This is a genomic window from Novosphingobium huizhouense (assembly GCF_020179475.1).
Lineage (GTDB): Bacteria > Pseudomonadota > Alphaproteobacteria > Sphingomonadales > Sphingomonadaceae > Novosphingobium > Novosphingobium huizhouense.
In genome coordinates this window covers 689,944-713,974 of sequence record NZ_JAILXZ010000002.1, presented here as the reverse complement: position 1 = coordinate 713,974, position 24,031 = coordinate 689,944, and the positions used below count along the sequence as shown (strand labels likewise).

Below are 24,031 nucleotides of genomic sequence, written 5' to 3'. Positions count from 1 at the left end.
GGTCGGGCGACGGGAACCGGACCGCGCCGGTCCCCGCCACGCCGCGCAAATCAGAGCTGCTCGAGCATGTGCTCGGCCGAGGAGACCTTGAAGTCGCCCGGGGCTTCGACGTTGAGCTGCTCGACCACGCCGTCGTTGACGACCATCGAGAAGCGCTGGCCGCGGGTGCCCAAGCCAAAGCCCGAGCCGTCCATGGTGAGGCCGACCGCCTTGGCGAAATCGCCGTTGCCATCGGCGAGCATGGTGACGTCGGCCGAGCCCGAGGCGGCGCCCCAGGCCTTCATCACGAAGGGATCGTTGACCGCGGTGCAGGCGATCTCGTCGATGCCCTTGGCCTTGAGCTCGGCGGCCTTTTCGACGAAGCCGGGCAGGTGCTTGGCCGAGCAGGTGGGGGTGAAGGCGCCGGGCACCGAGAACAGCGCGACGCGCTTGCCGGCGAAGTAGTCGGTGCTCTGCACCGCTTCAGGGCCTTCCTGCGTTGCCTTGACCAGCTTCACGTCGGGCAGCTTGTCTCCAACCGAAATCGTCATCCCCAGTTTCCTTTCCTTGTTTGGTCACGCGAATGCGAACACGCGCGTGGATATAGGCCGGGCGTGTGACAGCGCAACTGCGTGGGCTCCGGCAAGAAGATATAAAGCTTCCTTTATATGGCCCATTGCGTGGCGTCGCCCGAACCGGTAAGGCGCAGGTCCATGAGGCCTGTCCGAGCGGACGGGCGCGCAACGGATTGCTTCAGGAGACAGCGGCATGGCTACCCTCGCCGAAAAGGATTACGTTATCGCCGACCTCGGCCTGGCCGACTTCGGCCGCGCCGAGATCGCCATCGCCGAAACCGAGATGCCCGGCCTGATGGCCCTGCGCGCCGAATACGGCGCGGCCCAGCCGCTCAAGGGCGCGCGGATCACGGGCAGCCTGCACATGACGATCCAGACCGCGGTGCTGATCGAGACGCTGGTCGCGTTAGGCGCCGAGGTGCGCTGGGCGACCTGCAACATCTTCTCGACCCAGGACCACGCCGCCGCCGCGATCGCCGCGCGCGGCATCCCGGTCTTCGCGGTCAAGGGCGAGAGCCTTGCCGACTACTGGGACTATGTCGGTCGCATCTTCGACTGGGATGACGGCACCGGCCAGACCGCCAACATGATCCTCGACGATGGCGGCGACGCCACGATGTTCGCGCTGTGGGGCGCGCGCGTTGAAGCGGGCGAGGCGCTGTTCGAGCCCTCGAACGCCGAGGAAATCGAGTTCGTCCGTGCGCTCAAGGAATTCCTCAAGCGCAAGCCCGGCTACCTCTCGGCCTCGGTCGCGCACATCAAGGGCGTGTCGGAAGAGACCACCACCGGCGTCCACCGCCTCTACCAGATCGCCAAGGACGGCAAGCTGCCGTTCCCCGCGATCAACGTGAACGACAGCGTGACCAAGTCTAAGTTCGACAACCTTTATGGCTGCAAGGAATCGCTGGTCGACGCGATCCGCCGTGCGACCGACGTGATGCTCGCCGGCAAGGTCGCCTGCGTCGCCGGCTTCGGCGACGTCGGCAAGGGCAGCGCCGCTTCGCTGCGCAACGGCGGCGCGCGCGTGATGGTCACCGAAATCGACCCGATCTGCGCGCTGCAGGCGGCGATGGAAGGCTATGAAGTCGTCACGATGGAGGAAGCGGTGACCCGCGCCGACATCTTCGTCACCGCCACCGGCAACGAGGACGTGATCACTGCCGAGCACATGAAGGCGATGAAGCCGATGAGCATCGTGTGCAACATCGGCCACTTCGACAGCGAGATCCAGATTTCGGCGCTGAACAACTACAAGTGGACCGAAGTGAAGCCGGGCACCGACCTCGTCGAGTTTCCTGACGGCAAGCAGATCATCGTGCTCGCCAAGGGCCGCCTGGTGAACCTCGGCTGCGCCACCGGCCACCCGAGCTTCGTGATGAGCGCGAGCTTCACCAACCAGACGCTCGCCCAGATCGAGCTGTTCACCAAGAACGACCAGTACGAGAACCGCGTCTATGTGCTGCCCAAGCACCTCGACGAAAAGGTCGCCGCGCTGCATCTGGAAAAGCTCGGCGTGAAGCTGACGACGCTGTCGGACAAGCAGGCGGCCTATATCGGCGTGACCGCGCAGGGGCCGTTCAAGCCGGATCACTACCGGTACTGATCGACGTTAACGCGCTGGCTGGCGCGGGTTGGATCGGGAAGAGGCCTCGCAGTGATGCGGGGCCTTTTTCTTGTTCGGCCGAGCGGTCCAGTGCGCACAGGCGCTGCGCAGAGGGCTGTATCGCGAGCCAAGCTCGAGCCGCCCCACCACGGCGAGCCCGACAGCATGCGATAGCCCTTGTGTTCGGCGGCAGTTCCAAAACATACTCTGCACGGGCAGCCGAGAGGATGACGCATGGCGATTTCGGAAATCCTGTTGGCTGCAGCGGCGGCGCTCGCCCAACCGCCGGCTCCGGCGCACGAGGTCAACCCGCCGACGCCCGTCGCACGAGCGGTCTGGTTGGCGGATGCCGCCGTGCGCGAGCCCAAGACCGAAGTTCTGGTTCTGGGCACACCGCACCTCAGCATGCTTCCCCCCGACTTCGACCGCGCGCTGCTCGAGCCGCTGCTGGTGCGCTTGCAAGCCTGGCGCCCACGGATGATCATGGTCGAGGCCGTGGGTGGCGCGCAGTGCGACTACTTGCGCACTTTCGCTGCATTCTATCCCGGAACCGCCGAGGATTATTGCCCGGATGCCGGCGCCGCCCGGACCGCGCTCAAGCTCGACCAGGCAGGTGCGGAAGCGGAGATCGCCCGGTTGCTGGAGGATGGTCGCGCAGACCGCCCGGCAGCCGAGCGGCGCCGGCTGGCCGCGCTGTTCCTTGCCGCGGGCGACCCGGCGTCAGCCCGGGTGCAATGGTTGCGCTTGCCGGCATCGGAGCGGATCGCTTCCGATGGCCTGACCGACGCGTTGCTGGGCGTGATCGCCGCGGTGGGCAAGCGACCGAACGAAAACCGTGAGGTGGCAGCCGAGCTGGCGGCGCGCCTGGGTCTGGAGCGGGTCTGGCCGGTGGACGATCACACGGGAGACCGCGCGGCTGGACCGAGCAGCGCCGAGCAGGAAGCGACGATCCAGGCGCTGTGGAACAACGTCTGGTCCAGCGAGCACAAGGCGGTCCTGGACAAGGTGCCGGCGCAACTGCGCGAAGGCGCGGTGCTGTCGGTCTACCGCGACCAGAACAGCCCTGCTGCGGCCCGCTACGCCGTGGCCTCCGACTTCGCCGCAACCGCGGCCGACAGCTCGCCCGAGCGCCATGGACGTCGCTACTTGGCCTACTGGGAGACGCGCAACCTGCGGATGGTTGCGAACATGCGCGAAGCCATGGGGCCGACGCCCGGCACCCGGGTGCTCGCCATCGTCGGCTCGTCGCACAAGCCCTACTACGAGCGCTATCTCGGAGTGCTTAGCGAAATCCACGTTGCGAGCACTGACGAGGTGCTGGCGGAGAAGGCCCGCTAGCAGGACGCGGGGGGCGATCGGCCGAAGCCGTGACCACGGGAGATCGGCGAAACCCGCTCGCGCCCGGCAACGGGCCATCGTCGATCTTCCGCAATTTCCGCAAGGGTCCCGGATTGCATTGATACAGGCCGCCGCCTAGCGATGGGGAGATGCTGTTCAACCATACCGCGCTGGTGGTGATCGCCCTCTTGCTGGCGGCGTGGACGCTGGCGGCGCTCTGGACGGTGCTCACCGCACGGCTGCGCATCCGTCGGGCCGATGCCGCTCAGCGCCTTGCCCGGCGGCTGTCGCGGATGGTCGAGGAATCGCCTGCGCTGCCCTTGCTGGTGCGCGCCGACGGGCGGATCGAGGGGCCTTCGCGGCTCGCGGGTTGGTTCGGGCTCGACGCGATGCCGCAGTACTTGAGCGAACTCGACGGCGAGGATCGCGGGTTCGACGAGGTGCAGTTGTCGAAGCTCGGCGATGCGGTGCGGCGCGCGCAGAAGACCGGAGCCCCGTTCCGCCTGGCGTTGCGGCCGCGCGGCAGCGGCAGGAGCCTTGGCGCAACCGGGCACCTCGCCGATGCGCAGATCGCGCCCGGCGGCGCGGCGCTGGTTTGGTTCTTCGACTTTTCCGACAGCGAGGAGGAACTCGCCCGGCTGCGCGCCGAGACGCAGGCGGCGCGCGCGGACTTCGCCGGGCTGTCCGGGCTGATCGAGGCGGCGCCGCTGCCGATGTGGTTCCGCGATGCCGCGATGCGGCTGCGGCTGGTCAACAGCGCCTACGTCAAGGCGGTCGGCGCCCGCTCGGCCGAGGAGGCGGTGGCGCAGGGGGTCGAACTGGTCGAGCCCACCGAGGGCCTGACCGCGGCGCAAGTGGCGCGCCAGGTCCATGCGCGCAAGCAGGCGGTGACGCGGATCGTCTCGGCCACGATCGACGGGCAGCGCCGTTCGTTGCGCGTGTCCGACTTGCCGCTGGGCGACGAGGGCGTTGCCGGGTACGCCGTCGACATCGAGGAAATGGAGGAGCTGACCCGCCAGTTCCGCCGCTTCCGCGATGCCCAGCGCCAGATGCTCGACACGCTTTCGGCCGGGATCGCGCAGTTCGACGAGAAGCGGAACCTGGTCTTCGCCAACCAGCCGTTCCTGCGCATCTTCGCGATCCCGCAGGCGTGGGTTGTCGATACCCCGCCGTTCGACCGGGTGCTCGACCGGATGCGCGATGCCGGCCGCCTGCCCGAAGTGCGCGACTTTCCCGAATGGCGGCGCGAGCGGCAGGGCTGGTTCCTGTCGAGCGCGCCGCGCGAGGAGCCCTGGCACCTCTCCGACGGGACGCATCTGCGCGTGGTCGGCCAGCCGATGCCCGACGGCGGCCTGCTGATGATCTTCGAGGACCGGACCGAGCAGCTCCAGCTTTCGGCAACGCGCGACACGCTGCTTCGCACGCGGACGGCGACGTTCGACAACCTGTTCGAATCGCTCGCGGTGTTCGGCCCCGACGGCAAGTTGCAACTGTGGAACCGGCGCTTCGCCGCCGACTGGGGGCTCGAGGAGGAATTCCTCGCCACCCACCCGCGCGCCGACGTGCTGTTGAGCCGCGTGTCCGACCAGCTCAAGCGTGCGGCGCAGGTGAGCGTGCTGGCCGAGGTGATCCAGGCCGCGACGCTCGAGCGCAAGGGCAAGAACGGGCGCATCGCGCTTGCCGACGGGCGGCAGCTGGAGTTCGCTGGCGTGCCGCTGCCCGACGGCAACGGGTTGCTGACCGTGCTTGACATCACCGATTCGCAGAAGGCCGAGGCGGCCTTGCGCGAACGCAATGCCGCGCTGATCGAGGCGGACGCGGTCAAGACGCGCTTCATCGCCAACATGAGCTACGAATTCCGCACGCCGCTGACCTCGATCGGCGGCTTTGCCGAATTGCTCGCGGCGGGGATCGCGGGCGAGCTGACGCCGCAGGCGCAGGAATATGTCACCGCGATCCTGACGTCGGTCGAGCGGCTCGGCCAGCAGATCGAGAACGTGCTCGACCTGTCGCAAAGCGAAGCGGGCACGCTGCCGCTCGCCGAGGAACAGGTGCCGATCTTCGCGCTGCTGACCGAAGTCGTCCAGCAACGCGCGGGCAGGATCGAAGCGGCCGGGCTGACGCTCGACTTGCGCGGGAGCGATGCGGCGGGTTCGGTGACGGGCGACGCGCGGCGGCTGCGCCGCGCGTTCGGAGAACTTATCGACAACGCGATTGCCGCAACCGGCGCGGGCGGCTGGATCCAGATCGAGTGCGCGCGCCGCGCTGGCCGCATCCAGGTGGTGGTTTCGGACAACGGCAGCGGCATGGAGCCGGCCAAGCTCGCGCGCGCGCTCGAGGGGCTCAAGATCAGTGCCGACGGGCGCATGGTCGAGCGCCGCAACGGGCTGGGCCTGCCGCTGGTGCGCCAGCTGGTCGAGGCGCATGGCGGCTCGCTCGAACTGCTGTCCGAGCCGGGCGAGGGCACCAGCGCGATCGTGACGCTGCCATGAGCGGGGCCATGAGCGATGGCATTGGCGGGGCCATGAGCGGGCCGATCGTCCTGCCGCTTGACGATCTCGTTGCCGGCGAACGTCTCGCCGCCACGATCGCCGGGCGGCTCCGGGCGGGCGACGTGGTCGCGCTCGAAGGGACGCTGGGGGCAGGGAAGACCACGCTCGCCCGCGCGATCGTCGCCGCGCTCGGCTATGTCGGCGAAGTGCCGAGCCCGAGCTTCGCGATCATCGAGGTCTACGATCCGCCGGCGGTGCGGCTGCCGCTGGTCCACGCCGACTTCTATCGGCTGGAAGACCCGGCGGAGGCGGCGGAGATCGGGCTCGACGACTATCGCGAGGGCGCCGCGCTGCTCGCCGAGTGGCCCGAACACGCCGGCGGCTTCGCGCATGAGCCCAACTGCCTGACGATCCGGCTGGAAATGCGGGAAAAGGGACGGACGGCCATTGTCGAGCCGGGGCGCGGTTGGCTAGAGCGGGGGCCATGGACCTGAGCATTCCCGCAGGCGTCGAACCGTTCCTGGCCTCTGCCGGGTGGACGGGCGCGATCGTCGAACCGCTGCCCGGCGACGCGTCGTTCCGCCGCTACTTCCGCGTGCGTCGTTCGACCGGAAGCGCGATTTTGATGCACGCGCCGCCCCCGCACGAGGACCCCGAGCCTTTCGTGCGCGCGGCCCGGTGGCTCGACGCCAACGGCATGAACGCGCCCCGGATCCTCGCCGAGGACCCGCGCGAGGGTCTGGTGCTGCTGCAGGACTTCGGCGAAGTGCGGATGCGCGAATACCTCGACGCCTGGCCGCAGGACGAGGAGGAGGTCTACCGCTACGCGGTCGACGCCCTGCTCCAGTTGCATCGCCTGCCGCCGGGGCCGTTCAACGACTACACGCTCGCCGAGTACCAGCGCGAGGCGAAGCTGTTTATCGACTGGTTCTGCCCGGCGCGCGCGCTCTATGTCGACAGCCGCGCCTATGCCCAGGCGTGGGAGGACGTGCTGCTGCCGTTGCTGCCGCACCAGCGCCCCGGGGTGAGCGTGCTGCGCGACTATCACGCCGAGAACATCATGCTCGACGGCGGGCTGCACCGGCAGGGGCTGCTCGATTTCCAGGACGCGCTGACCGGCCATCCCGCGTACGACCTCGTCTCGCTGTTGCAGGACGCGCGGCGTGACGTCTCGCCCGAGATCGAGGCAAAGATGTTCGACCATTACGTCGCCAGCGCGCAGCCCGATTACGATTTCCTTGCCGACTATGCGCGGCTGGGAGCGCAGCGGAACATCAAGATCGTGGGCATCTTCGTGCGGCTGTGGAAGCGCGACGGCAAGCCGCGCTACCTCGATTACATTCCGCGCGTCTGGGCGCTGCTCGAGCGCGATCTGGCGCATCCGGCGCTGGCGCCGGTGGCGGCATGGTTCGACCAGTTTATTCCGGCGACCTTGCGCGATCCGGCGGGCGTGCTGGGGGGGAGGTTCGAGGCATGACCAGGCCGCTCGCCAGCGATGTCGCGATGGTTCTCGCCGCAGGGCTCGGCAAGCGGATGCGGCCGCTGACCGCCAGCCGGCCCAAGCCGCTCGTCCGCGTCGCGGGGCGCCCGCTGATCGACCACGCACTCGACAAGCTCGCCGAAGCGGGCGTGGCCCGTGCGGTGGTCAATGTCCACTACCTCGCCGACCAGATGCGCGCGCACCTGTCGCACCGCACGTCACCGCAGATCGCCATCTCGGACGAGACCGAGCAGTTGCTCGAAACCGGCGGCGGCACGGTCAAGGCGCTCGACCTGATCGAGGCCGACACGTTCTTCAGCCTCAATAGCGACAATGTCTGGCTGGATGGCCCGCGCAACGTGTTCGCCGCGCTGAGCGATGCCTGGGACGAGACGCGGATGGACGCGCTGCTGCTGGTGGTGAGCCATGCCCAGGCCTTCAATTACGACGGGGTGGGCGATTTCCACCTTGGCCCGCTGGGCGAGGTCACGCGGCGGCGGCAGGGGCGAGTGGCGCCCTACATCTTCGCCGGGATCCAGTTGCTGTCGAAGCGGCTGCTGCGCGACTGCCCGGACGGTCCGTTCTCGTTCAACCTGCCGTGGAACCGGGCGATCGAGGAAGGGCGCCTGTTCGCCCTGCCGCACACCGGCCTGTGGTACGAAGTCGGCGCGCCGGCGATGATCGCGCCCACCGAAGCCGCGCTGACCGGCGGCTGAGCGCCGGTGGCCGAGGCGAAAGCTCCCGCAGGCCGCGTCTCGGTCTATTCGATCGCCGCCCACCGCGGCTTTGCCGACGCGCTCGTCGCAGGGCTCATCCCGCGCTATCGCGAGGAGGGCTTCGGCCTTGCCCGGCTGACGCTGCTGCTGCCCAGCCGGCGCGCGATCCGCACCGTGACCGAAGCGTTCGTGCGGGCGAGCGGGGGCGGGCTGCTGCTGCCGCGGATGGCGGTGGTCGGCGACCTCGATCTCGAGGAGACGCTGGGGCCTTTGCTCGACCCGATCGGAGCGGGCGCGGATGTCCCGCAGGCGGTCGATCCGGTGGTGCGTCTGCTTGCGGTGGCGCAGATGCTGCGCGAGGAACTGGCCGAGCGGGCGCCGGGCGAGGCGGGGCTGATGCGCCAGGCGCGGGTCCTGGTGCAGAGCATGGACCGGCTGGCGGTCGAGGGTGTCTCGCCGGACAAACTTCTCGACCCCGAGGTGATCGGCCTCGTCGGCGACCTTTCCGAGCACTGGCAGGAGAACACGCGGCTGTTCGCGCGGGTGCTGGTGCGCTGGCAGGCCGCGCTCGAAGACATGGGGCGGATCGACGCGCCCGAGCGGCGCAACCGGTTGCTGGCGCATGCGGCGCAGCGTTGGCGGGAGACCCCGCCGGCGCATCCGGTGGTGGCGGCAGGCGTTACCTCTGCCTCGCCCGCGATCGCACGGCTGCTGCGTGTGGTCGCCGAATTGCCCGAAGGCGCGGTGATCCTGCCCGATCTCGACCTCGCGCTCGAGCCTGCGGTATGGGACGCGCTGGGCGTGGCCGGCGCGCCGGAGGAGCCGGGCGGGCCGCCGTTCGGGCGCGGCGACGTGACCACGCACCCGCAGTATCACCTCAAGCTGCTGCTCAATCGCATGAGCGTGGCGCGCGACGAAGTGCAGCCGTGGCACCGTGCCGGGCTTGCCGCCGCGCCGCCCGAGCGCAGCCGGGCGATCTCCAACCTGTTCCTGCCGCCCGAAGCGAGCGCCGCCTGGGTTTCGCTGCCTCCCGAACAGCGTCGGCTGTCGGGCGTGCGGATGATGGAGAGCGCCAATCCCGAAGAGGAGGCGCAGGCGATCGCGGTGCTGGTGCGCCGGGCGCTGGCCGTGCCCGAAAAGCGCGTGGCGGTGGTGACGCCGGACCGGGGCCTTGCCAACCGCGTGGTCGGCCACCTGCAGCGCTGGAACATCGGCGCCGACGATACGGCGGGGCGGCCCCTGCCGCAGACTCCGGCGGGGCGGCTGTTGCTCCAGCTCGCCGAATGCTGGGCCGAACGCGCCGCGCCGGTATCGCTGCTGGCGCTGCTCGGCCATCCGCTGGTGCGGCCCGAGGCGCGCGCGACCTGGCTCGATCGCGTGCGCGAGCTCGACCTCGTGCTGCGCGGCCCTCGTCCTGGACCCGGCGTCGAGGCGGTGCGCGAGGCGGTGCAGGGCAGGGCGAAGCGCTTTCCCCGCCTGCCGCGCTGGTGGGACGAGGTCGAGGCGCTGCTCGTGCCGATGCTGCTGGTGCATGAGCCGCTGCCGCTTTCGGCGGTGCTGGCGATGCTCTCCGAAACCGCCGAGGCGCTGTGCGGCGAAGCGCTCTGGGCCAATGCCGACGGTCGCAGCCTTGCCGCCTTCGTCGCCCAGTGGCGCGACGCCGCGGCGCGGGCGGACCTGCTGGTCGACCCGCGCGAAGTCCCGGCCCTGCTGCGCGACGCGCTCGACGAAGTGGCGGTTCGCCCGGCCTATGGCGGGCATCCGCGCCTTGCGATCTACGGGTTGCTCGAGGCGCGGATGAGCCGCGCCGACCTGGTGATCTGCGCCGGCCTGACCGAGGGCACCTGGCCCGCCGCGCCCGCGCCCGATCCGTTGCTGGCGCCGCCGGTGCTGCGCGCACTGGGCATTCCGGGCACGGATTTCCGCATCGGGCTGTCCGCGCACGACCTCGCCGCCGCGCTGGGCGCGCCCGAAGTCGTGCTGAGCCACGCCCTGCGCGACGCCGCAGGCCCGGTGATCCCTTCGCGCTTCCTGTTGCGCATCCGGGCGATGCTCGGCCGCCAGCTGGTAAGCGAGGACGAGGCGGTGCGGCAGGCCCGCGCGCTCGACCGGCCGGACAAGGTGGAAGGCGCGAAGCGGCCAGAGCCCATGCCCTCCGCCGAGCAGCGCCGGGTGGAGATCGCCGTCACCGCGCTCGACCGGCTGCGCGGCGATCCCTACCAGTTCTACGCGCAGGCGATCCTGGGCTTGCGCGCTCTCGACCCGATCGATGCCGATCCGACGCCGGCATGGCGCGGCACGGCAGTGCACGAAATCCTCGAGCTGTGGCACAGGGCGGGCGGCGTGCCGGGACAGCTGATCCCGCTCGCCGAGCAGAAGCTCGCCGAGATGAGCGCGCACCCGTTCATGCGCGCGCTGTGGCAGCCGCGGCTGCTGGCGGCGTTGTGCTGGATCGAGCACGAGCAGGACAGGCTGCTGGGCGAGGGGCGCGAAGTGCTCGCGGTCGAGGCGAAGGGCGCGATCCATGTCGATGGCGTCCGCATCCATGGCCGGGCCGACCGGATCGACCGGCTTCCCGACGGAACGCTGGCGGTGATCGACTACAAGACTGGCAAGCCGCCTTCGCCGAAGATGGTGGAGGAAGGCTTCGCCCTGCAGCTGGGCCTGATCGGGCTGATCGCGCAAGGGGGCGGGTTCGACGACGTGAGCGGGACCCCCAATGCGTTCGAATACTGGTCGCTTTCGGCCAACAAGCAGCGCGGCTTCGGATTTCGCGAGGAGCCGATCCCCGGAGGTCGCCGCAAGCGGGGCATCCCGCGCGAGGATTTCCTGTCCGAGACCGAACGCTACCTCAAGGAGGCCATTGCCCGCTGGATCCTGGGCGCCGAGCCGTTCACCGCGCGGCTCAATCCCGACCTGCCCGGATATTCGGACTACGACCAGCTGATGCGGCTGGACGAATGGCAGGGCCGCGATCTCAAGGGCGGGGACGCCGAATGAGCAAGGTGTATCCGTTGCAGGGCAACCAGCGGCATGCCGTCGCGCCCGACCGCACGGTGTGGCTCTCGGCCTCGGCCGGCACCGGCAAGACCCAGGTGCTCTCGGCGCGGGTGCTGCGTCTTCTGTTGCAGCGCGAGGTCGAGCCCGAGAACCTGCTGTGCCTGACCTTCACCAAGGCGGGCGCTGCCGAAATGGCGACGCGCGTCAACGAAGTGCTGGCGAGCTGGGTGCGCCTGCCCGAGACCGAGCTTGCGATCCAGCTCAAGGCGATCGGCGCGGCGATAGACCAGGACACGCTGGCGCGCGCGCGAAGCCGCTTTGCCGCAGTGCTCGATTGCCCGGGCGGGGGTCTCAGGATCGAGACGATCCACGCCTTCTCGCAATGGCTGCTCTCGGCCTTCCCGGTCGAGGCGGGACTGATGCCGGGCACGCGCGCGATGGAGGATCGCGACCGCGACCTGCTGGTGCGGCAGGTGCTCGCCGACCTGCTGGTAACGGCGCAGGAGCAGGGTGACGAGACGCTGCTCGAGGCGCTGTCCGACCTGTCGTTGCGGATGACGCAGGACCAGATCGAGGCCTTCCTGCTGCGCTGCGCGAGCGCACGCGACTTGTGGATCGGCGCGGGCGCGTGGGCTCCGCCGCTGCGCCCGCGGATCAATCGGCTGCTGGGGCTCGAGGCGGACGAGGATGGATCGGGCCTTGCCGCGATGTGCGCCGACGATGCGTTCGATTGCGCTTCGGTGCGCCGGTGCATGGAGGCAAACGCAGCCTGGGCGACCGCGACCGGCGCCACGGCCGCGAACGTGCTCGGCGACTGGCTGGCCGGGGACCACGCGCAGCGCCACGATGCGCTCGACGCGCTTGCCGAGGTGTTCCTGACCAAGGACGGCAAGGTGCGATCCTTCGCCAACATCGCCAAGAAGCATCCCGATTACGAAGGCTACGCGCTGCGGGTGATCGGTTGCATCGAAACCGTGCGCGAGCGCAAGGCGCGGATCGCGCTCGCCCGCACGCTCGAGCCTGCGCTGCTGCTCGGCCGCCGCTTCGCGCTCGCCTGGGACGAGGCCAAGGCGCGCGAGGGGTTCATCGACTTCGACGACCAGATCCGCACCGCCGCCGCGCTGCTGACCGAAAAGGCGAGCGCGGAATGGATCCGCTACAAGCTCGACCGGCGCTTTGACCACATCCTCGTCGACGAGGCGCAGGATACCAACGCGGCGCAGTGGAAGATCGTGCTCGACGGGCTGGTGCAGGACTTCTTCACCGGCGAGGGCCAGCACGCCGAGCGGATGCGCACGCTGTTCGTGGTCGGCGATTACAAGCAGGCGATCTTCCGCTTCCAGGGGACGAGCCCGGAAAACTTCGATGCCGCGAGAAAGCGAGTCGCGCGGCAACTGCGCGATCTGGCCGAGGTGCTCGGCGACGAGACGCGCGAACTGCTGGGGCTGGGGCTGGGCCAGTCCTACCGCACGGCGAACCCGATCCTCGCCTTCGTCGACCGGGCGATCCGGCTGATCGGCCCGGCGCGCTTCGGCCTGCCCGAGGAGCCCGAGCCGCACCTCGGCGAGGACCGGCCGGGACAAGTCGTGCTGTGGCAGCCGGTTGGGCTGGACTCTGGCGAGGATGCCGAGGACGAGGAGGGCGAGGGCAGCGAGGAAGGCGGCTGGCTGTCGCGGCCCGACCGCCAGATGGCCGACCGGCTGGCGCGCCAAATCCGCGCCTGGCTCGAGGATGGCTTCCCCCTGGCGAAGGGCACGCCGCGGTTGGCGACGCCGGGCGACATCATGGTGCTGGTGCGCAAGCGCAAGGACCTTGCCGGGCTGATCGTGGCGCGGCTCCATGCGCAAGGCGTGCCGGTGGCGGGCGTCGACCGGCTGCGGCTGGGCGCGCCGCTCGCGGTCAAGGACCTCGTCGCCGCGCTGCGCTTCGCCGCGCAGCCGCTCGACGACCTCAACCTTGCCGCGCTGCTGGTCTCGCCGCTGATCGGCTGGAGCCAGGAGGACCTGCTTGCGCACGGCTATCGCGCGCAGGGCGTCCGGTTGTGGCATCACTTGCGCGAGCGCGAGGGGCCTGCGACTTTCGCGACGATGGAGCGGCTGCGCAGTCTGCTGGCGCGCGCCGATTACCAGCCGCCGCACGACCTGCTGCACTGGCTGCTGGTCGGCCCGTGGGAGGCGCGCAAGGCGCTCGTCGCGCGGCTGGGCAGCGAGGCCAACGATCCGATCGACGAACTGCTCAACGCCGCGATGGCCTATGCCGCGGCGAACGTGCCGAGCCTCGTCGGCTTCCTGCAATGGTTCGACGCGGGCGAGGGCGAACTGAAGCGCGAGGCGGGCAAGCCCGAGAACCTCGTGCGGGTGATGACGGTGCACGGTTCGAAGGGGCTGCAGGCGCCGATCGTGATCCTCGCCGATGCCGCCGACGATCCCGACCAGGCGATGCAGCGTGGCGGGTCGATCGAGGAAGTCGTGCTCGACGCACGGCGCGAGGTCCCGTTGCCGGCGCTGCGCAAGGAAGAGCGCGTCGGGCCGGTGCGCGAGGCCGAGGAAAAGGTCGCGCTGGAGGAGCGGCAGGAGCACTGGCGACTGCTCTACGTGGCCATGACCCGCGCCGAGGAAGCGCTGTTCGTGGGCGGGGGGATGGGCCGGCGCCGCAAGGAGCTGCCGCAGGACAGCTGGTACGCGCAGCTCGAACCGCTGTTCGGCACCGACGGCTGGATCGCGGACCCGCTGTGGGGCGGGCGCAAGCAGGTCGGCAGCCTGCCGCCGCGCCCGGCAGGCGTGGCCGAGACTGTGCTGACCGCGCCCTCGGTGGTTCTGCCTGAGGAACTGGTGCGGCCATTAGGGCCCGAGCCGAGGCCGCCGCGGCCGCTCGCGCCCTCGTCGCTGGTCGAGGACGAGGCGCCCGACCCGCCGCCGCCGCCCGGTCCCGGGATGCTCCGCGCGGCGCAGCGCGGCACGCTGATCCACAAGCTGATCGAGCGGCTGCCCGAACTTGCGCCGAGCGAGTGGCGCGGCGCGGCGCTTGCCTGGCTGGGGCGCGCCGCGGTCGAGTTCGATCCCGACGAGCGGGCGAGCATGGCCGACGCAGCGATCCGGGTGCTGTCGCATCCCGGCTGGCAGGACGTGTTCGGCCCGGGCTCGCTCGCCGAAGTGCCGGTGGCGGCGCTGGTCGGCACGCGGATCGTCAGCGGCACGATCGACCGGCTGCTGATCGGCCCGAAGAAGGTGCGCATCGTCGACTTCAAGACCGGACGTCGCCCGCCGCTTCGGATCGAGGACATTCCGGGCGCCTATCTCCGGCAGATGGCCGCCTACGTTGCGGCGCTGCGCGTGATCCACCCGGGCAAGGCGGTGGAGGCGGCGCTGCTCTACACCCACGCCCCGGCGCTGTTCGTCCTGCCCGAGGCGTTGATCGCCGCGCAGAAGCTTGAGCTCGACCAGAAGCTGGAGCTTAGCGGCGAGCAGGAAAGCTTTGCCGGATGATCGGTTGAACTGCGACCGCAGCGGATTAGATTGCACACAAACGAAACAGGAGTTCCCGCGATGTCCACCAAAGCCGTGACCGACGCCACCTTCGCCGCCGAAGTGCTGGGCTCGGACAAGCCCGTCCTCGTCGATTTCTGGGCGGACTGGTGCGGGCCGTGCAAGATGATCGCCCCGGCGCTCGAGGAGATCTCCGAGGAACTGGCCGACAAGGTGACCATCGCCAAGATGGACATCATGGAAAACACCGGCGTGCCCGGCGAAATCGGCGTGCAGTCGATCCCGCTGCTGGTGCTGTTCAAGGACGGCAAGCCGGTGGCGCAGAAGCTCGGCGCCGCGCCCAAGAGCCAGCTCAAGGGCTGGATCGAAAGCGTTCTGTAAGAGGCAGTTGGCAAGGGCGATGAGGGGTGCGACAACGCGGCTCCCCTCATCGGAGCCAGACTTGATGCCCAACCGTGTTGTCCGCCGCCTCGCCACCTTTGCGGCGGTCCTGCTTGCTTCTGCCGCCCCCGTCACCAGCGCCGTGGCCGCGCCCGATGCCGCGTCCGGCAAGGACGCTGTGGCGCTCGCCCGGATCATCGACGAGGGCATGAACCGCAGCCAGGCGATGGTCACCGCATCGGCGCTGATGGACCGGATTGGCCCGCGGCTGACCAATTCCGAGAATCACCGCAAGGCCGAACGCTGGGCCATAGATCTGATGCGGGCGCAGGGCGTGCCCAACGTGCGCGTCGAACCCTTCGATTTCGGCGTGGGCTGGAACCTCGACAGCTATGCGGTCACGATGGTCAGCCCGCGCGCGCTGCCGCTGACCGCGATCCCGGTCGCCTGGTCGCCGCCGACGTCGGGAACGATCCAGGCGGGCGTGGTGATCGCGCCGATGGCCCGCGAGGAACACTTCGCCGAGTGGAAGGGCAAGCTCGCCGGCAAGATCGTGCTGGTGTCGCTGCCGGGACAGACCAGCGAAAGCAAGGACCCGGTGTTCGAGCGCTATACCGATGCGCAGATCGCCGAGCTCGACAGCTATACCAAGCCGGTGTTCGATCCCGATGCGGCCGCGCTCCAGGTGCGCAACCGCCGCTTCCAGGGCAAGCTCGCCGCCTTCCTAAAGGAAGAGGGCGCGCTGGCGATGGTCAAGATGAGCTATCGCGACGGCAAGCTGGTCCACGGCGAGGGCTACGACTTCCAGCCCGGCCAGACGCTTGCGCTGCCGGCGGTCGAACTTGCGCAGGAGGACTACCGCCGGCTGGTGCGGCTGGCGAAGACCGGCGCGGCGCCCGAGATCGCGATCAACGTCGCCGCCCGCTACGACGAGAGCGACCTGCGCGCCGAGAACGTCGTCGCGGAGATTCCCGGCAGCGATCCCAAGGCGGGGTACGTGATGGCCGGCGCCCACTTCGACAGCTGGATCGCGGGCGACGGCGCGAACGACAACGGCGCGGGGAGCGTCACCGTGATCGAGGCGGCGCGGCTCATCGCCAAGCTCGGCATCAAGCCCCGGCGCACGATCCGCTTCGTGCTGTGGAGCGGCGAGGAGCAGGGCCTGCTCGGCAGCCGCGCCTACATCGAGCAGCACCTCGCCTCGCGTCCGGTCGATCCGGCGCTCAAGGGGTATGAATCGTACATCGCCTGGCGCAACGCCTTCCCGATCACGCCCAAGCCGGAATACGGCCAGCTCAAGGCCTATTTCAACATGGACAATGGCTCGGGCCGGTTCCGCGGCATCTACAGCGAAGGCAACCTGGGCGCCGAAAAGCTGCTCAAGCAGTGGCTGGCGCCGTTCGACATGCTGGGCGCGGGCAAGCTGGTGGTGAGCAAGACCGGCGGCACCGACCACGTGTTCCTGCAGGCGATCGGGTTGCCCGGCTACCAGTTCATCCAGGACCCGCTCGACTACGACAGCCGCGTCCACCACTCCAACCTCGACACCGTCGACCACATGCGCGCCGACGACATGCGCCAGGCGGCCGTGATCATGGCGGGCATGTTGTGGCAGGCGGCGAACAGTGCTGAGGAACTGCCGCGCGCGGTCCTGCCGACGCAGCCTGCGCCGACCGATCCGTTCAAGGTCCGCGACCCGGCGCAGTGACCGCCGGCGCAGCAGCGTCGTCTCAGTCGGCGGCGCTGCTGCGCTTCAGGAATTCGTCGAACAGCGCAGGTGAAGAGGCTGCGAACAGGCCTTTTTGCCCGTACTGGTCGGTGCGGTAGGCGCTCCCGTCGGGGCGCAGGGCGCGGCCGCCCGCTTCGTTGACGAACAGCACCCCTGCAGCATGGTCCCAGGGCAGGGTGCGCTCGAACACCGAGATGTCGTTCACCCCGAGGACGAGCCGGGGATACTGCTCGGCGGCGCAGCGCGGGATGTCGACGAGGGTGTAGTGCGGCGCGATCTTCGTTTTCATCGCTTCCCGCTCGGCCTGGTCGAGGAACATCAGCGAAATCGCGGCGACCGGGGGCTCCTGCCCCGTGGTGCGCGCGGTGACGCGTTCGCCACCGACCATGGCGCCCTGGCCCTTGTGCGCGGTGCAGAGGCGATCGGACAGCGGATCGTAGATCCAGCCGGAGAGGATTTCGCCTTTGTCGGCCAGCGCGAGCAGTATGCCGAACGGCGGCTTGCCCACGGCGAAGTTGTTGGTGCCGTCGAGCGGGTCGATCACCCAGCACAGGCGGTCGGCCAGGCGATCGAGCACCGCCGGGTCGGCATGGGCGGCTTCCTCGCCGACGATCGCCGCTTCGGGCAGGATCTGCGCCAGTCCCTCGGCCAGCATCGCCTCGCTTTCGGTGTCGGCGATGGTCACCATGTCGTCCGCTGCCTTGGCCGTGACCTGGTCGGCGGTAAGCTGCCGGTAGCGCGCCAGCAGCGTGGCGCGCGCGGTTCGGCGCAGCAGGTCGGCGACGGCGGTATCGAGTGCTTGGGTCATCGCGTCCTCAGGTCAGCGGGATCATCACTTGGCCGGAATAGCCGGGCCGGGCCTTCAGCTTCGCATACCAGGCGGCAAGATGCGGCAGCGCCGGCCGCTCGACCGGCAGCGAGAAGTAGGTGTGGGCATAGACGCCCATGGGCACGTCCGCGATGCCGAAGCGATCGCCCGAGAGCCACGGGCGACGCGCAAGTTCGACATCGAGCAGCGTCATCATCGCCGCGGCCTTCGCCGCCGAGGCTGCCACGCCGGGATCGCCGCCATCCTTGCCCTGCCGCACGCAGCCGAGAAAAGCCTCGCGCTGGGCGTCGGCGAACTGGAACTGCCAGTCCATCCACTTGTCACCGGCCGCGCGGACGGCCGGATCGTCGCTGCGGAAGGCAGGGGCATGGGCATCGGCGAGATAACGCAGGATCGCGTTCGATTCCCACAGCACCAGGCCGCCGTCCTCGATCGTCGGCACCAGGCGGTTGGGGTTCATCGCGAGATATTCGGCGGTGTAGCCGAACGGGCCGCCGATATCGTGCCGCACGAAGGGCAGGTCCATCTCGACGAGCGCCCAGGCGACCTTCTTGACGTTATGCGAGTTGAGCCGGCCCCACAGGACGATCGGGGACGCCGTCACGAGCGGTAGTCGGCGTTGATCGAGATGTAGCCGTGCGTCAGGTCGCAGGTCCACACCGTGGCGCGACCCTGACCGAGGCCGATGTCGACCTCGATCGAGATTTCCCGGCCCTTGAGGTGCGCGGCGACCGGGGCTTCGTCGTAGTCGGCCAGCGGCTGGCCGTCGCGCGCGGCCCAGGTGCCGCCGAACCCGATCGACAGGCGGTCGCGGTCGGCCGGCTCGCCTGCCTTGCCCACGGCCATGACCACGCGGCCCCAGTTGGCGTCCTCACCGGCGATCGCCGTCTTGACCAGCGGCGAGTTGGCGATGGCAAGGCCGATGCGGCGCGCGCTCTCGTCGCTGACCGCGCCCGAGACCGAGACCGCAATGAACTTCTGCGCGCCTTCGCCATCCTTGACCACGAGGTGGGCAAGCTGGCGGCAGACATCGTACAGCGCGGCGGCGAAAGCGTCCGCGCCGGGGCTGTTCTCGTCGACCAGCGGCGCGTTGCCGGCCAGGCCGGTCGCGAAGGCAAGGACGGTATCGCTGGTCGAGGTGTCGCTGTCGACGGTGATGCACGAGAACGTGCGCAGGTTCGCGGTCGAGAGGCACTGCTGCAGGAAGGCGGGCGAAACCGCGGCGTCGGTAAAGACGTAGCCGAGCATCGTCGCCATGTCGGGCGCGATCATGCCGCTGCCCTTGATGATCGCGCTGAACGTCACCTTGGTGTCGCCGATCATCGCGGTGGCAGTCGCGCCCTTGGCGAAGGTGTCGGTCGTGCCGATGGTGCGCGCGGCATCCTCCCAGCCGCAGGGCTGGGCGAGCAGCGCCGCCTCGATTCCCGCGCGCGCCTTGTCCTTGGGCAGGGGAACGCCGATCACGCCGGTCGAGGAGACGAACACCTGCTCCTTGGCGCAGCCGAGATGCTCCGCCACTTGGTCCATGATCGCTTCGACCGCCTCGCGTCCGCGATAGCCGGTGAAGGCGTTGGAGTTGCCCGCATTGACGACCAGCGCGCGCGCCTTGCCCAGCGCAGCGTTCTGCCGCCCGAGTTCGACCTCCGAGGAGCAGCACAAGTTCTTCGTGAACACGCCGGCAACCGCCGTTCCTTCGGCCAGCTCGACATAGGTGAGGTCGCAGCGGCCCCAGTCCTTGTAGCCGGCGCGCGCGATGCGCGGCGTCACCCCGGCAATGGCGGGCAGCGCGGGGAAGGGCGAGGCGAGCGGAGAGACGGCGTCGGACATGAAGCGCGATTACCTGCGCTTGTCCGGTGCATCAAGGTCCGTGGGCGGCCGATGTGCCTCGTTGTGGGCGTCGCTGGATTGCGCATGGTTTGAGCTTTTCGATCGGGGCACGCCGTCCATTGTGACCCGTCGCGGTGGGCCTTTGTCCGAGCCGTCCCGGTCATCGCGGTGCGGGCGCGAACCCTCGCGTGCGGCGTGGAGCACCGGTCGGGCGAATGCCGCGCGCGAGCGGGGTCCTGCTGAAGACGTCGGCCAGCGCAACGACCACCAGCACGCTCGCGATCCACAGAGCCAGGTCGAAAGTAGCGGGCACGCGCGCTTCGATCAGCGCGGCCATCGAAAGGACAGGGTAGTGCACGGCATAGAGCGGGTAGGAGATCTTTCCGAGCCAAGTGCTGCCCGGCCGAAGAAGGGGCGGGACATCGGAGCTGGACGCAATGGCAACGATGGGCACGAAGAGGAGGACAACGTAGGCATCGGTCTTCCCCGCGGGCCAGGCGCACAAGGTCGGGACGAGCAGGCATGCAACGAGCAGCAGCGGCGCGGCGATCCATCCTGCCGGGACCGCGGCCCGACTTTGCCAGAGGTCTCGGGTCCTCGCCAGGATCACCCCGGCCGTGTAGCCGAAAAGCACGCGTGACAGGCCGAGGAAGCATGTCGTTCCCTGATGCCCGACGTTCAGCGTCTCCTGAACCGCGCTGATCAGCACCTCGAGCATCCATCCTGTCGACGCGATCGCGATCAGCGCGGTCGTGGGAAGGCGGCGCAGCACGAGCGCATGGACAATGTTGGCGAGCAGCTCGGACAGCAACGACCATTGCGGGCCATTGAGGGGAAAGATCTCGCCGACTCCCGTGGTCACCGGGACGAACAGCAATCCGGTAACGAGCAGGGCAAGAGGGGGAACCGTCCCGTCCCGCATCATCATCCAGCACAGACCGAACGCCGATCCACAGGCCATCATCGGCCAGAGGCGCCCGATCCGGTTCAAGATCAACGACCGCGCAGCAGCGGTCGCGCCGACGCCGCTTTCGAACACCGCGGCAAGGACGAAGCCGCTGATGATGTAGAAGAGATCGACCGCGAGGTAGACCCGGTCGAATATCGCGGGACCGTGGCGGAGAACGCTGATGTGGAAAAACAGCACGATCACCGCCGCAAATCCACGCATTGCGTCGAGCAATACAAACCTCTGGCGCGGGCCTGGAGGCGGTGTCGGGGGTGGAGTCGTCATCGCTGTGTCCCTGACACAATCCGGTTAATAGTCATTCAAGGCCCGGAGCGCGGGCCGATGTCCGATGCGCAACCCGTCGCCCGATCGCCGATTGGCCATGGACGGCGGCGGCAAATGTTCCTACGTGCACGCACGATGCGCCTGTTGCTCGTTCTCCTGGCCATGCTCACCGGCCTCTCGCTGCCCCAGGCGGCGGCGGTGGCGGCTGCGCAGTCGGAGGTCGCGGGCGCTGAACTCGCCAAAGCGGCGAGCGCAATGGCCCCCGATGCACGCAAGTCCTGCCCGTTGCGCGCGCGCCAGGCCGTGCCGCAGCGCCGCTTCGCGCCGGCGCAGCGCAGGCCGATCTGGCTGCCGGTGGCAGCGCTACTCTCCGGCTGCGGCTTCGAACCGTCGGACCGCTCGCGCCAGTAAGCGCGCCGCCTCCGGGCACCTTTCACCGTATCGACCGTTTGCGCGCACGCCCGATGACCGGCGCCGTGCGCCCCCCTAGAGACAGCAGGAATTCCACCATGTTCGGCGCACTCGCCAAGTCCCTGTTCGGTTCGTCCAACGACCGCTACGTCAAGTCGCTCGACAAGCTTGTCCGCCAGATCGCCGCCTTCGAGCCGCAGATCCAGGCTCTTTCGGACGCAGAGCTCGCCGCCCAGACGATCAAGTTCCGCGAGCAGCTGGCAGGCGGCGCGACGCTTGACCAGATCCTGCCCGAAGCCTTCGCCACGGTGCGTGAAGCCTCGGTGCGGACCATGGGCATGCGCCACTTCGACGTGCAGATGATCGGCGGCATCGTGCTCCACCGCGGCGAGATCGCGGAAATGCGCACCGGCGAGGGCAAGACGCTGGTGGCGACGCTGGCGGTCTATCTCAACGCGCTCGAGGGCAAGGGCGTCCACGTCGTCACCGTCAATGACTACCTCGCGCGCCGCGACGCCGAGACGATGGGCGTGCTCTACAAGTTCCTCGGGCTGACCGTGGGCGTGATCGTGCCGAGCCTCAACGAAGAGCAGCGGCGCGAGGCGTACAATTCGGACATCACCTACGCCACCAACAACGAGCTCGGCTTCGACTACCTGCGCGACAACATGAAGCACGAGCGCGGGCAGATGGTGCACCGCCCGTTCAACTTCGCGATCGTCGACGAGGTGGACTCGATCCTGATCGACGAGGCGCGCACCCCGCTGATCATCTCGGGGCCGACCGACGACAAGAGCGACCTCTACGTCGCGGTCGATGCCGTGGTGAAGACGATCGACCCGGCGCTCTACGAAGCCGACGAGAAGACCAAGAACATCTCGCTGACCGAAGACGGCGTCGAATGGGTCGAGCGCGCGCTGGAAAGCGCCGGGCTGCTGGTCGGCTCGAACCTCTACGACGTCGAGAACACGATGGTGGTCCACCACCTCGACCAGGCGCTCAAGGCCAACGTGATGTTCAAGCGCGACATCGACTACATCGTCAAGGACGGCAAGATCGTCATCATCGACGAGTTCACCGGCCGCATGATGGACGGGCGCCGCTGGTCGAACGGCCTGCACCAGGCGGTCGAGGCCAAGGAAGGCGTGCGGATCGAGCCCGAGAACCAGACGATGGCCTCGATCACCTTCCAGAACTATTTCCGCATGTATCCCAAGCTCGCGGGCATGACCGGCACCGCCGCGACCGAGGCGCCCGAATTCTTCGACATCTACAAGATGAACGTCGTCAGCATCCCGACCAACGTGCCGGTGCGCCGCGTCGACGAGGAAGACGAGTTCTACAAGAACACCACCGACAAGTTCCAGGCGATCGCGCGGCTCATCCGCGAGAAGAACGAGATCGGCCAGCCGGTGCTGGTCGGCACCGTCTCGATCGAGAAGTCGGAACTGCTGTCGGAGTACCTCAACAAGGAAGGCGTGAAGCACAACGTGCTCAACGCCCGCTTCCACGAGATGGAGGCGCACATCGTGGCGCAGGCGGGCCGACTGGGCGCGGTGACGATCGCGACCAACATGGCCGGCCGCGGCACCGACATCCAGCTGGGCGGCAACATCGAGTTCCGCATCGCCGACGAACTGGCCGACGTCGCCGATCCGGCAGCGCGCGAGGCCGGCGAGGCGCGCATCCGTGCCGAAGTGCAGGCCGAGAAGGCCAAGGTGCTCGAGGCCGGCGGCCTCTGCGTGATCGGCACCGAGCGCCACGAAAGCCGTCGCATCGACAACCAGCTGCGCGGCCGTTCGGGCCGCCAGGGCGACCCCGGCCTTTCGAAGTTCTACCTCTGCCTCGAGGACGACCTGCTGCGCATCTTCGGGCCCGACACGCTGTTCGCGCGGATGATGAACAGCAATCTGGCAGACGGCGAAGCCATCGGCTCGAAGTGGCTGTCGAAGGCGATCGAGACCGCGCAGAAGAAGGTTGAGGCGCGCAACTACGACATCCGCAAGCAGGTCGTCGAATACGACGACGTGATGAACGACCAGCGCAAGGTGATCTACGAGCAGCGCGCCGACATCATGGATGCCGATGCGGTCGGCGACGTGGTGACCGACATGCGCAACGATACGGTCAATTCGCTGGTCGGCGACGCCTGCCCGCCGGGTTCTTATCCCGAGCAGTGGAACATCGAAGGTCTGCGTGCGCGCATCCAGGACGTGCTCGGCATCGACGCGCCGTTCGAGGCGTGGCTCGAGGAAGACGGCGTCGAGCCCGAGGTGATCGAGGAGCGGATCGCCGCGCTCGCCGAAGCCAGGATGGCCGAGAAGCTCGCCGACATGGACCCCGAGGCCTGGAAGGGGCTGGAAAAGTCGATCCTGCTTGAGCGGCTCGACCACCACTGGAAGGAGCACCTCGCGACGCTCGACGCGCTGCGCCAGGTGGTGTTCCTGCGCGCCTATGCCCAGAAGACCCCGATCAACGAATACAAGCAGGAAGCCTTCGGCCTGTTCGAGCGCATGCTCGATGCGATCCGCGAGGACGTGACGCGCATCCTGATGACCGCCGAGTTCCGCATGCGCACGCCCGAGGAGTTCCAGCTGCCCGAGCTGCCCGATTTCCTGACCAGCCACATCGATCCGTTCACCGGCGAAAACGATGCGGGGGCTGTTCCGGGCGCGGCAGCGATGCTCGGCGCGATGGCGGCGCAGGGGCCCGGGCAGGCGGCGACGCCGGGACAGGCGGGGGACAACCCCTATGCCGGGCTCGACATCAGCCGCAATTCGCCGTGCCCGTGCGGATCGGGGCAGAAGTACAAGCATTGCCACGGCGCGCTCGCCTGAGCGCGCCGCTGCGGCGGCGCAATTCGTCCGATTTTAACCGTTGCCACTCCCCGGAATGGCGCGAAAACCGGGCATAACCGGGCCAGTTGCCGTTTGACTCTTGTTACTGTGCGTT

17 protein-coding genes are annotated in these 24,031 nt (G+C 68.8%); 12 read left to right on the top strand and 5 right to left on the bottom strand.

Annotated features, from left to right (window positions below; genetic code table 11):
• Window positions 1–50: 50 nt before the first annotated feature.
• Window positions 51–530 (bottom strand): peroxiredoxin, encoded by a 480-nt coding sequence (locus tag K3A85_RS11625; RefSeq protein ID WP_225206665.1) that lies wholly within the window; start codon window positions 528–530, stop codon window positions 51–53.
• Between the two features lie 217 nt (window positions 531–747).
• Here K3A85_RS11625 and ahcY point away from each other — a divergent pair, with 217 nt between their 5' ends.
• The 10 genes from ahcY to K3A85_RS11575 all read left to right on the top strand — a co-directional run bounded on the left by ahcY (window position 748) and on the right by K3A85_RS11575 (window position 16,757).
• Window positions 748–2,157: an adenosylhomocysteinase gene (gene ahcY / locus K3A85_RS11620; protein WP_225206664.1), complete on the top strand. Its 1,410-nt coding sequence runs from the start codon at window positions 748–750 to the stop codon at window positions 2,155–2,157.
• Between the two features lie 234 nt (window positions 2,158–2,391).
• Entirely contained in the window at window positions 2,392–3,495 is a 1,104-nt protein-coding gene (locus K3A85_RS11615; protein ID WP_225206663.1) for a DUF5694 domain-containing protein, read from the top strand.
• Window positions 3,496–3,644: 149 nt separating this feature from the next.
• Complete coding sequence (locus K3A85_RS11610; protein WP_225206662.1) at window positions 3,645–5,987, top strand: sensor histidine kinase; 2,343 nt, start codon at window positions 3,645–3,647, stop codon at window positions 5,985–5,987.
• Window positions 5,988–5,995: 8 nt separating this feature from the next.
• A complete protein-coding gene (gene tsaE / locus K3A85_RS11605; protein ID WP_225206661.1) occupies window positions 5,996–6,481 on the top strand; it encodes a tRNA (adenosine(37)-N6)-threonylcarbamoyltransferase complex ATPase subunit type 1 TsaE in 486 nt (161 codons plus the stop codon).
• The gene (locus K3A85_RS11600; RefSeq protein ID WP_225206660.1) at window positions 6,472–7,464 is read left to right on the top strand and encodes an aminoglycoside phosphotransferase family protein; all 993 of its coding nucleotides are present in this window, start codon (window positions 6,472–6,474) and stop codon (window positions 7,462–7,464) included. The genes tsaE and K3A85_RS11600 overlap by 10 nt, the downstream gene beginning before the upstream one ends.
• On the top strand, window positions 7,461–8,183 hold the full coding sequence (locus tag K3A85_RS11595; RefSeq protein ID WP_225206659.1) for a nucleotidyltransferase family protein: 723 nt from the start codon (window positions 7,461–7,463) through the stop codon (window positions 8,181–8,183). The genes K3A85_RS11600 and K3A85_RS11595 overlap by 4 nt, the downstream gene beginning before the upstream one ends.
• 6 nt (window positions 8,184–8,189) lie before the next feature.
• Complete coding sequence (addB, locus tag K3A85_RS11590; protein WP_225206658.1) at window positions 8,190–11,183, top strand: double-strand break repair protein AddB; 2,994 nt, start codon at window positions 8,190–8,192, stop codon at window positions 11,181–11,183.
• On the top strand, window positions 11,180–14,668 hold the full coding sequence (gene addA, locus K3A85_RS11585; RefSeq protein WP_225206657.1) for a double-strand break repair helicase AddA: 3,489 nt from the start codon (window positions 11,180–11,182) through the stop codon (window positions 14,666–14,668). Before addB ends, addA begins: the two co-directional genes overlap by 4 nt.
• Window positions 14,669–14,728: 60 nt before the next feature.
• Window positions 14,729–15,049 (top strand): thioredoxin, encoded by a 321-nt coding sequence (gene trxA, locus K3A85_RS11580; protein WP_225206656.1) that lies wholly within the window; start codon window positions 14,729–14,731, stop codon window positions 15,047–15,049.
• Between the two features lie 64 nt (window positions 15,050–15,113).
• Window positions 15,114–16,757, top strand: coding sequence for a M20/M25/M40 family metallo-hydrolase (locus tag K3A85_RS11575; RefSeq protein ID WP_225206655.1), 1,644 nt, complete (start codon window positions 15,114–15,116; stop codon window positions 16,755–16,757).
• Between the two features lie 22 nt (window positions 16,758–16,779).
• Here the strand turns inward: K3A85_RS11575 and K3A85_RS11570 are convergent, their stop codons facing one another.
• From K3A85_RS11570 to K3A85_RS11555, 4 genes are all read right to left on the bottom strand, one after another.
• Window positions 16,780–17,586, bottom strand: a complete 807-nt coding sequence (locus tag K3A85_RS11570) for an inositol monophosphatase family protein (RefSeq protein ID WP_225206654.1) — start codon at window positions 17,584–17,586, stop codon at window positions 16,780–16,782.
• A 7-nt stretch (window positions 17,587–17,593) separates the two neighbouring features.
• Complete coding sequence (locus tag K3A85_RS11565) at window positions 17,594–18,211, bottom strand: glutathione S-transferase family protein (protein WP_225206653.1); 618 nt, start codon at window positions 18,209–18,211, stop codon at window positions 17,594–17,596.
• A complete protein-coding gene (gene argJ, locus K3A85_RS11560) occupies window positions 18,208–19,434 on the bottom strand; it encodes a bifunctional glutamate N-acetyltransferase/amino-acid acetyltransferase ArgJ (RefSeq protein WP_225206652.1) in 1,227 nt (408 codons plus the stop codon). Before argJ ends, K3A85_RS11565 begins: the two co-directional genes overlap by 4 nt.
• 160 nt (window positions 19,435–19,594) lie before the next feature.
• Window positions 19,595–20,605, bottom strand: coding sequence for an acyltransferase family protein (locus tag K3A85_RS11555; RefSeq protein WP_225206651.1), 1,011 nt, complete (start codon window positions 20,603–20,605; stop codon window positions 19,595–19,597).
• A gap of 177 nt (window positions 20,606–20,782) precedes the next feature.
• Between K3A85_RS11555 and K3A85_RS11550 the strand changes: the two genes are divergently transcribed.
• Window positions 20,783–21,079, top strand: a complete 297-nt coding sequence (locus tag K3A85_RS11550) for a hypothetical protein (RefSeq protein ID WP_225206650.1) — start codon at window positions 20,783–20,785, stop codon at window positions 21,077–21,079.
• Between the two features lie 98 nt (window positions 21,080–21,177).
• Window positions 21,178–23,916 (top strand): preprotein translocase subunit SecA, encoded by a 2,739-nt coding sequence (gene secA / locus K3A85_RS11545; protein ID WP_225206649.1) that lies wholly within the window; start codon window positions 21,178–21,180, stop codon window positions 23,914–23,916.
• Window positions 23,917–24,031: the final 115 nt, after the last annotated feature.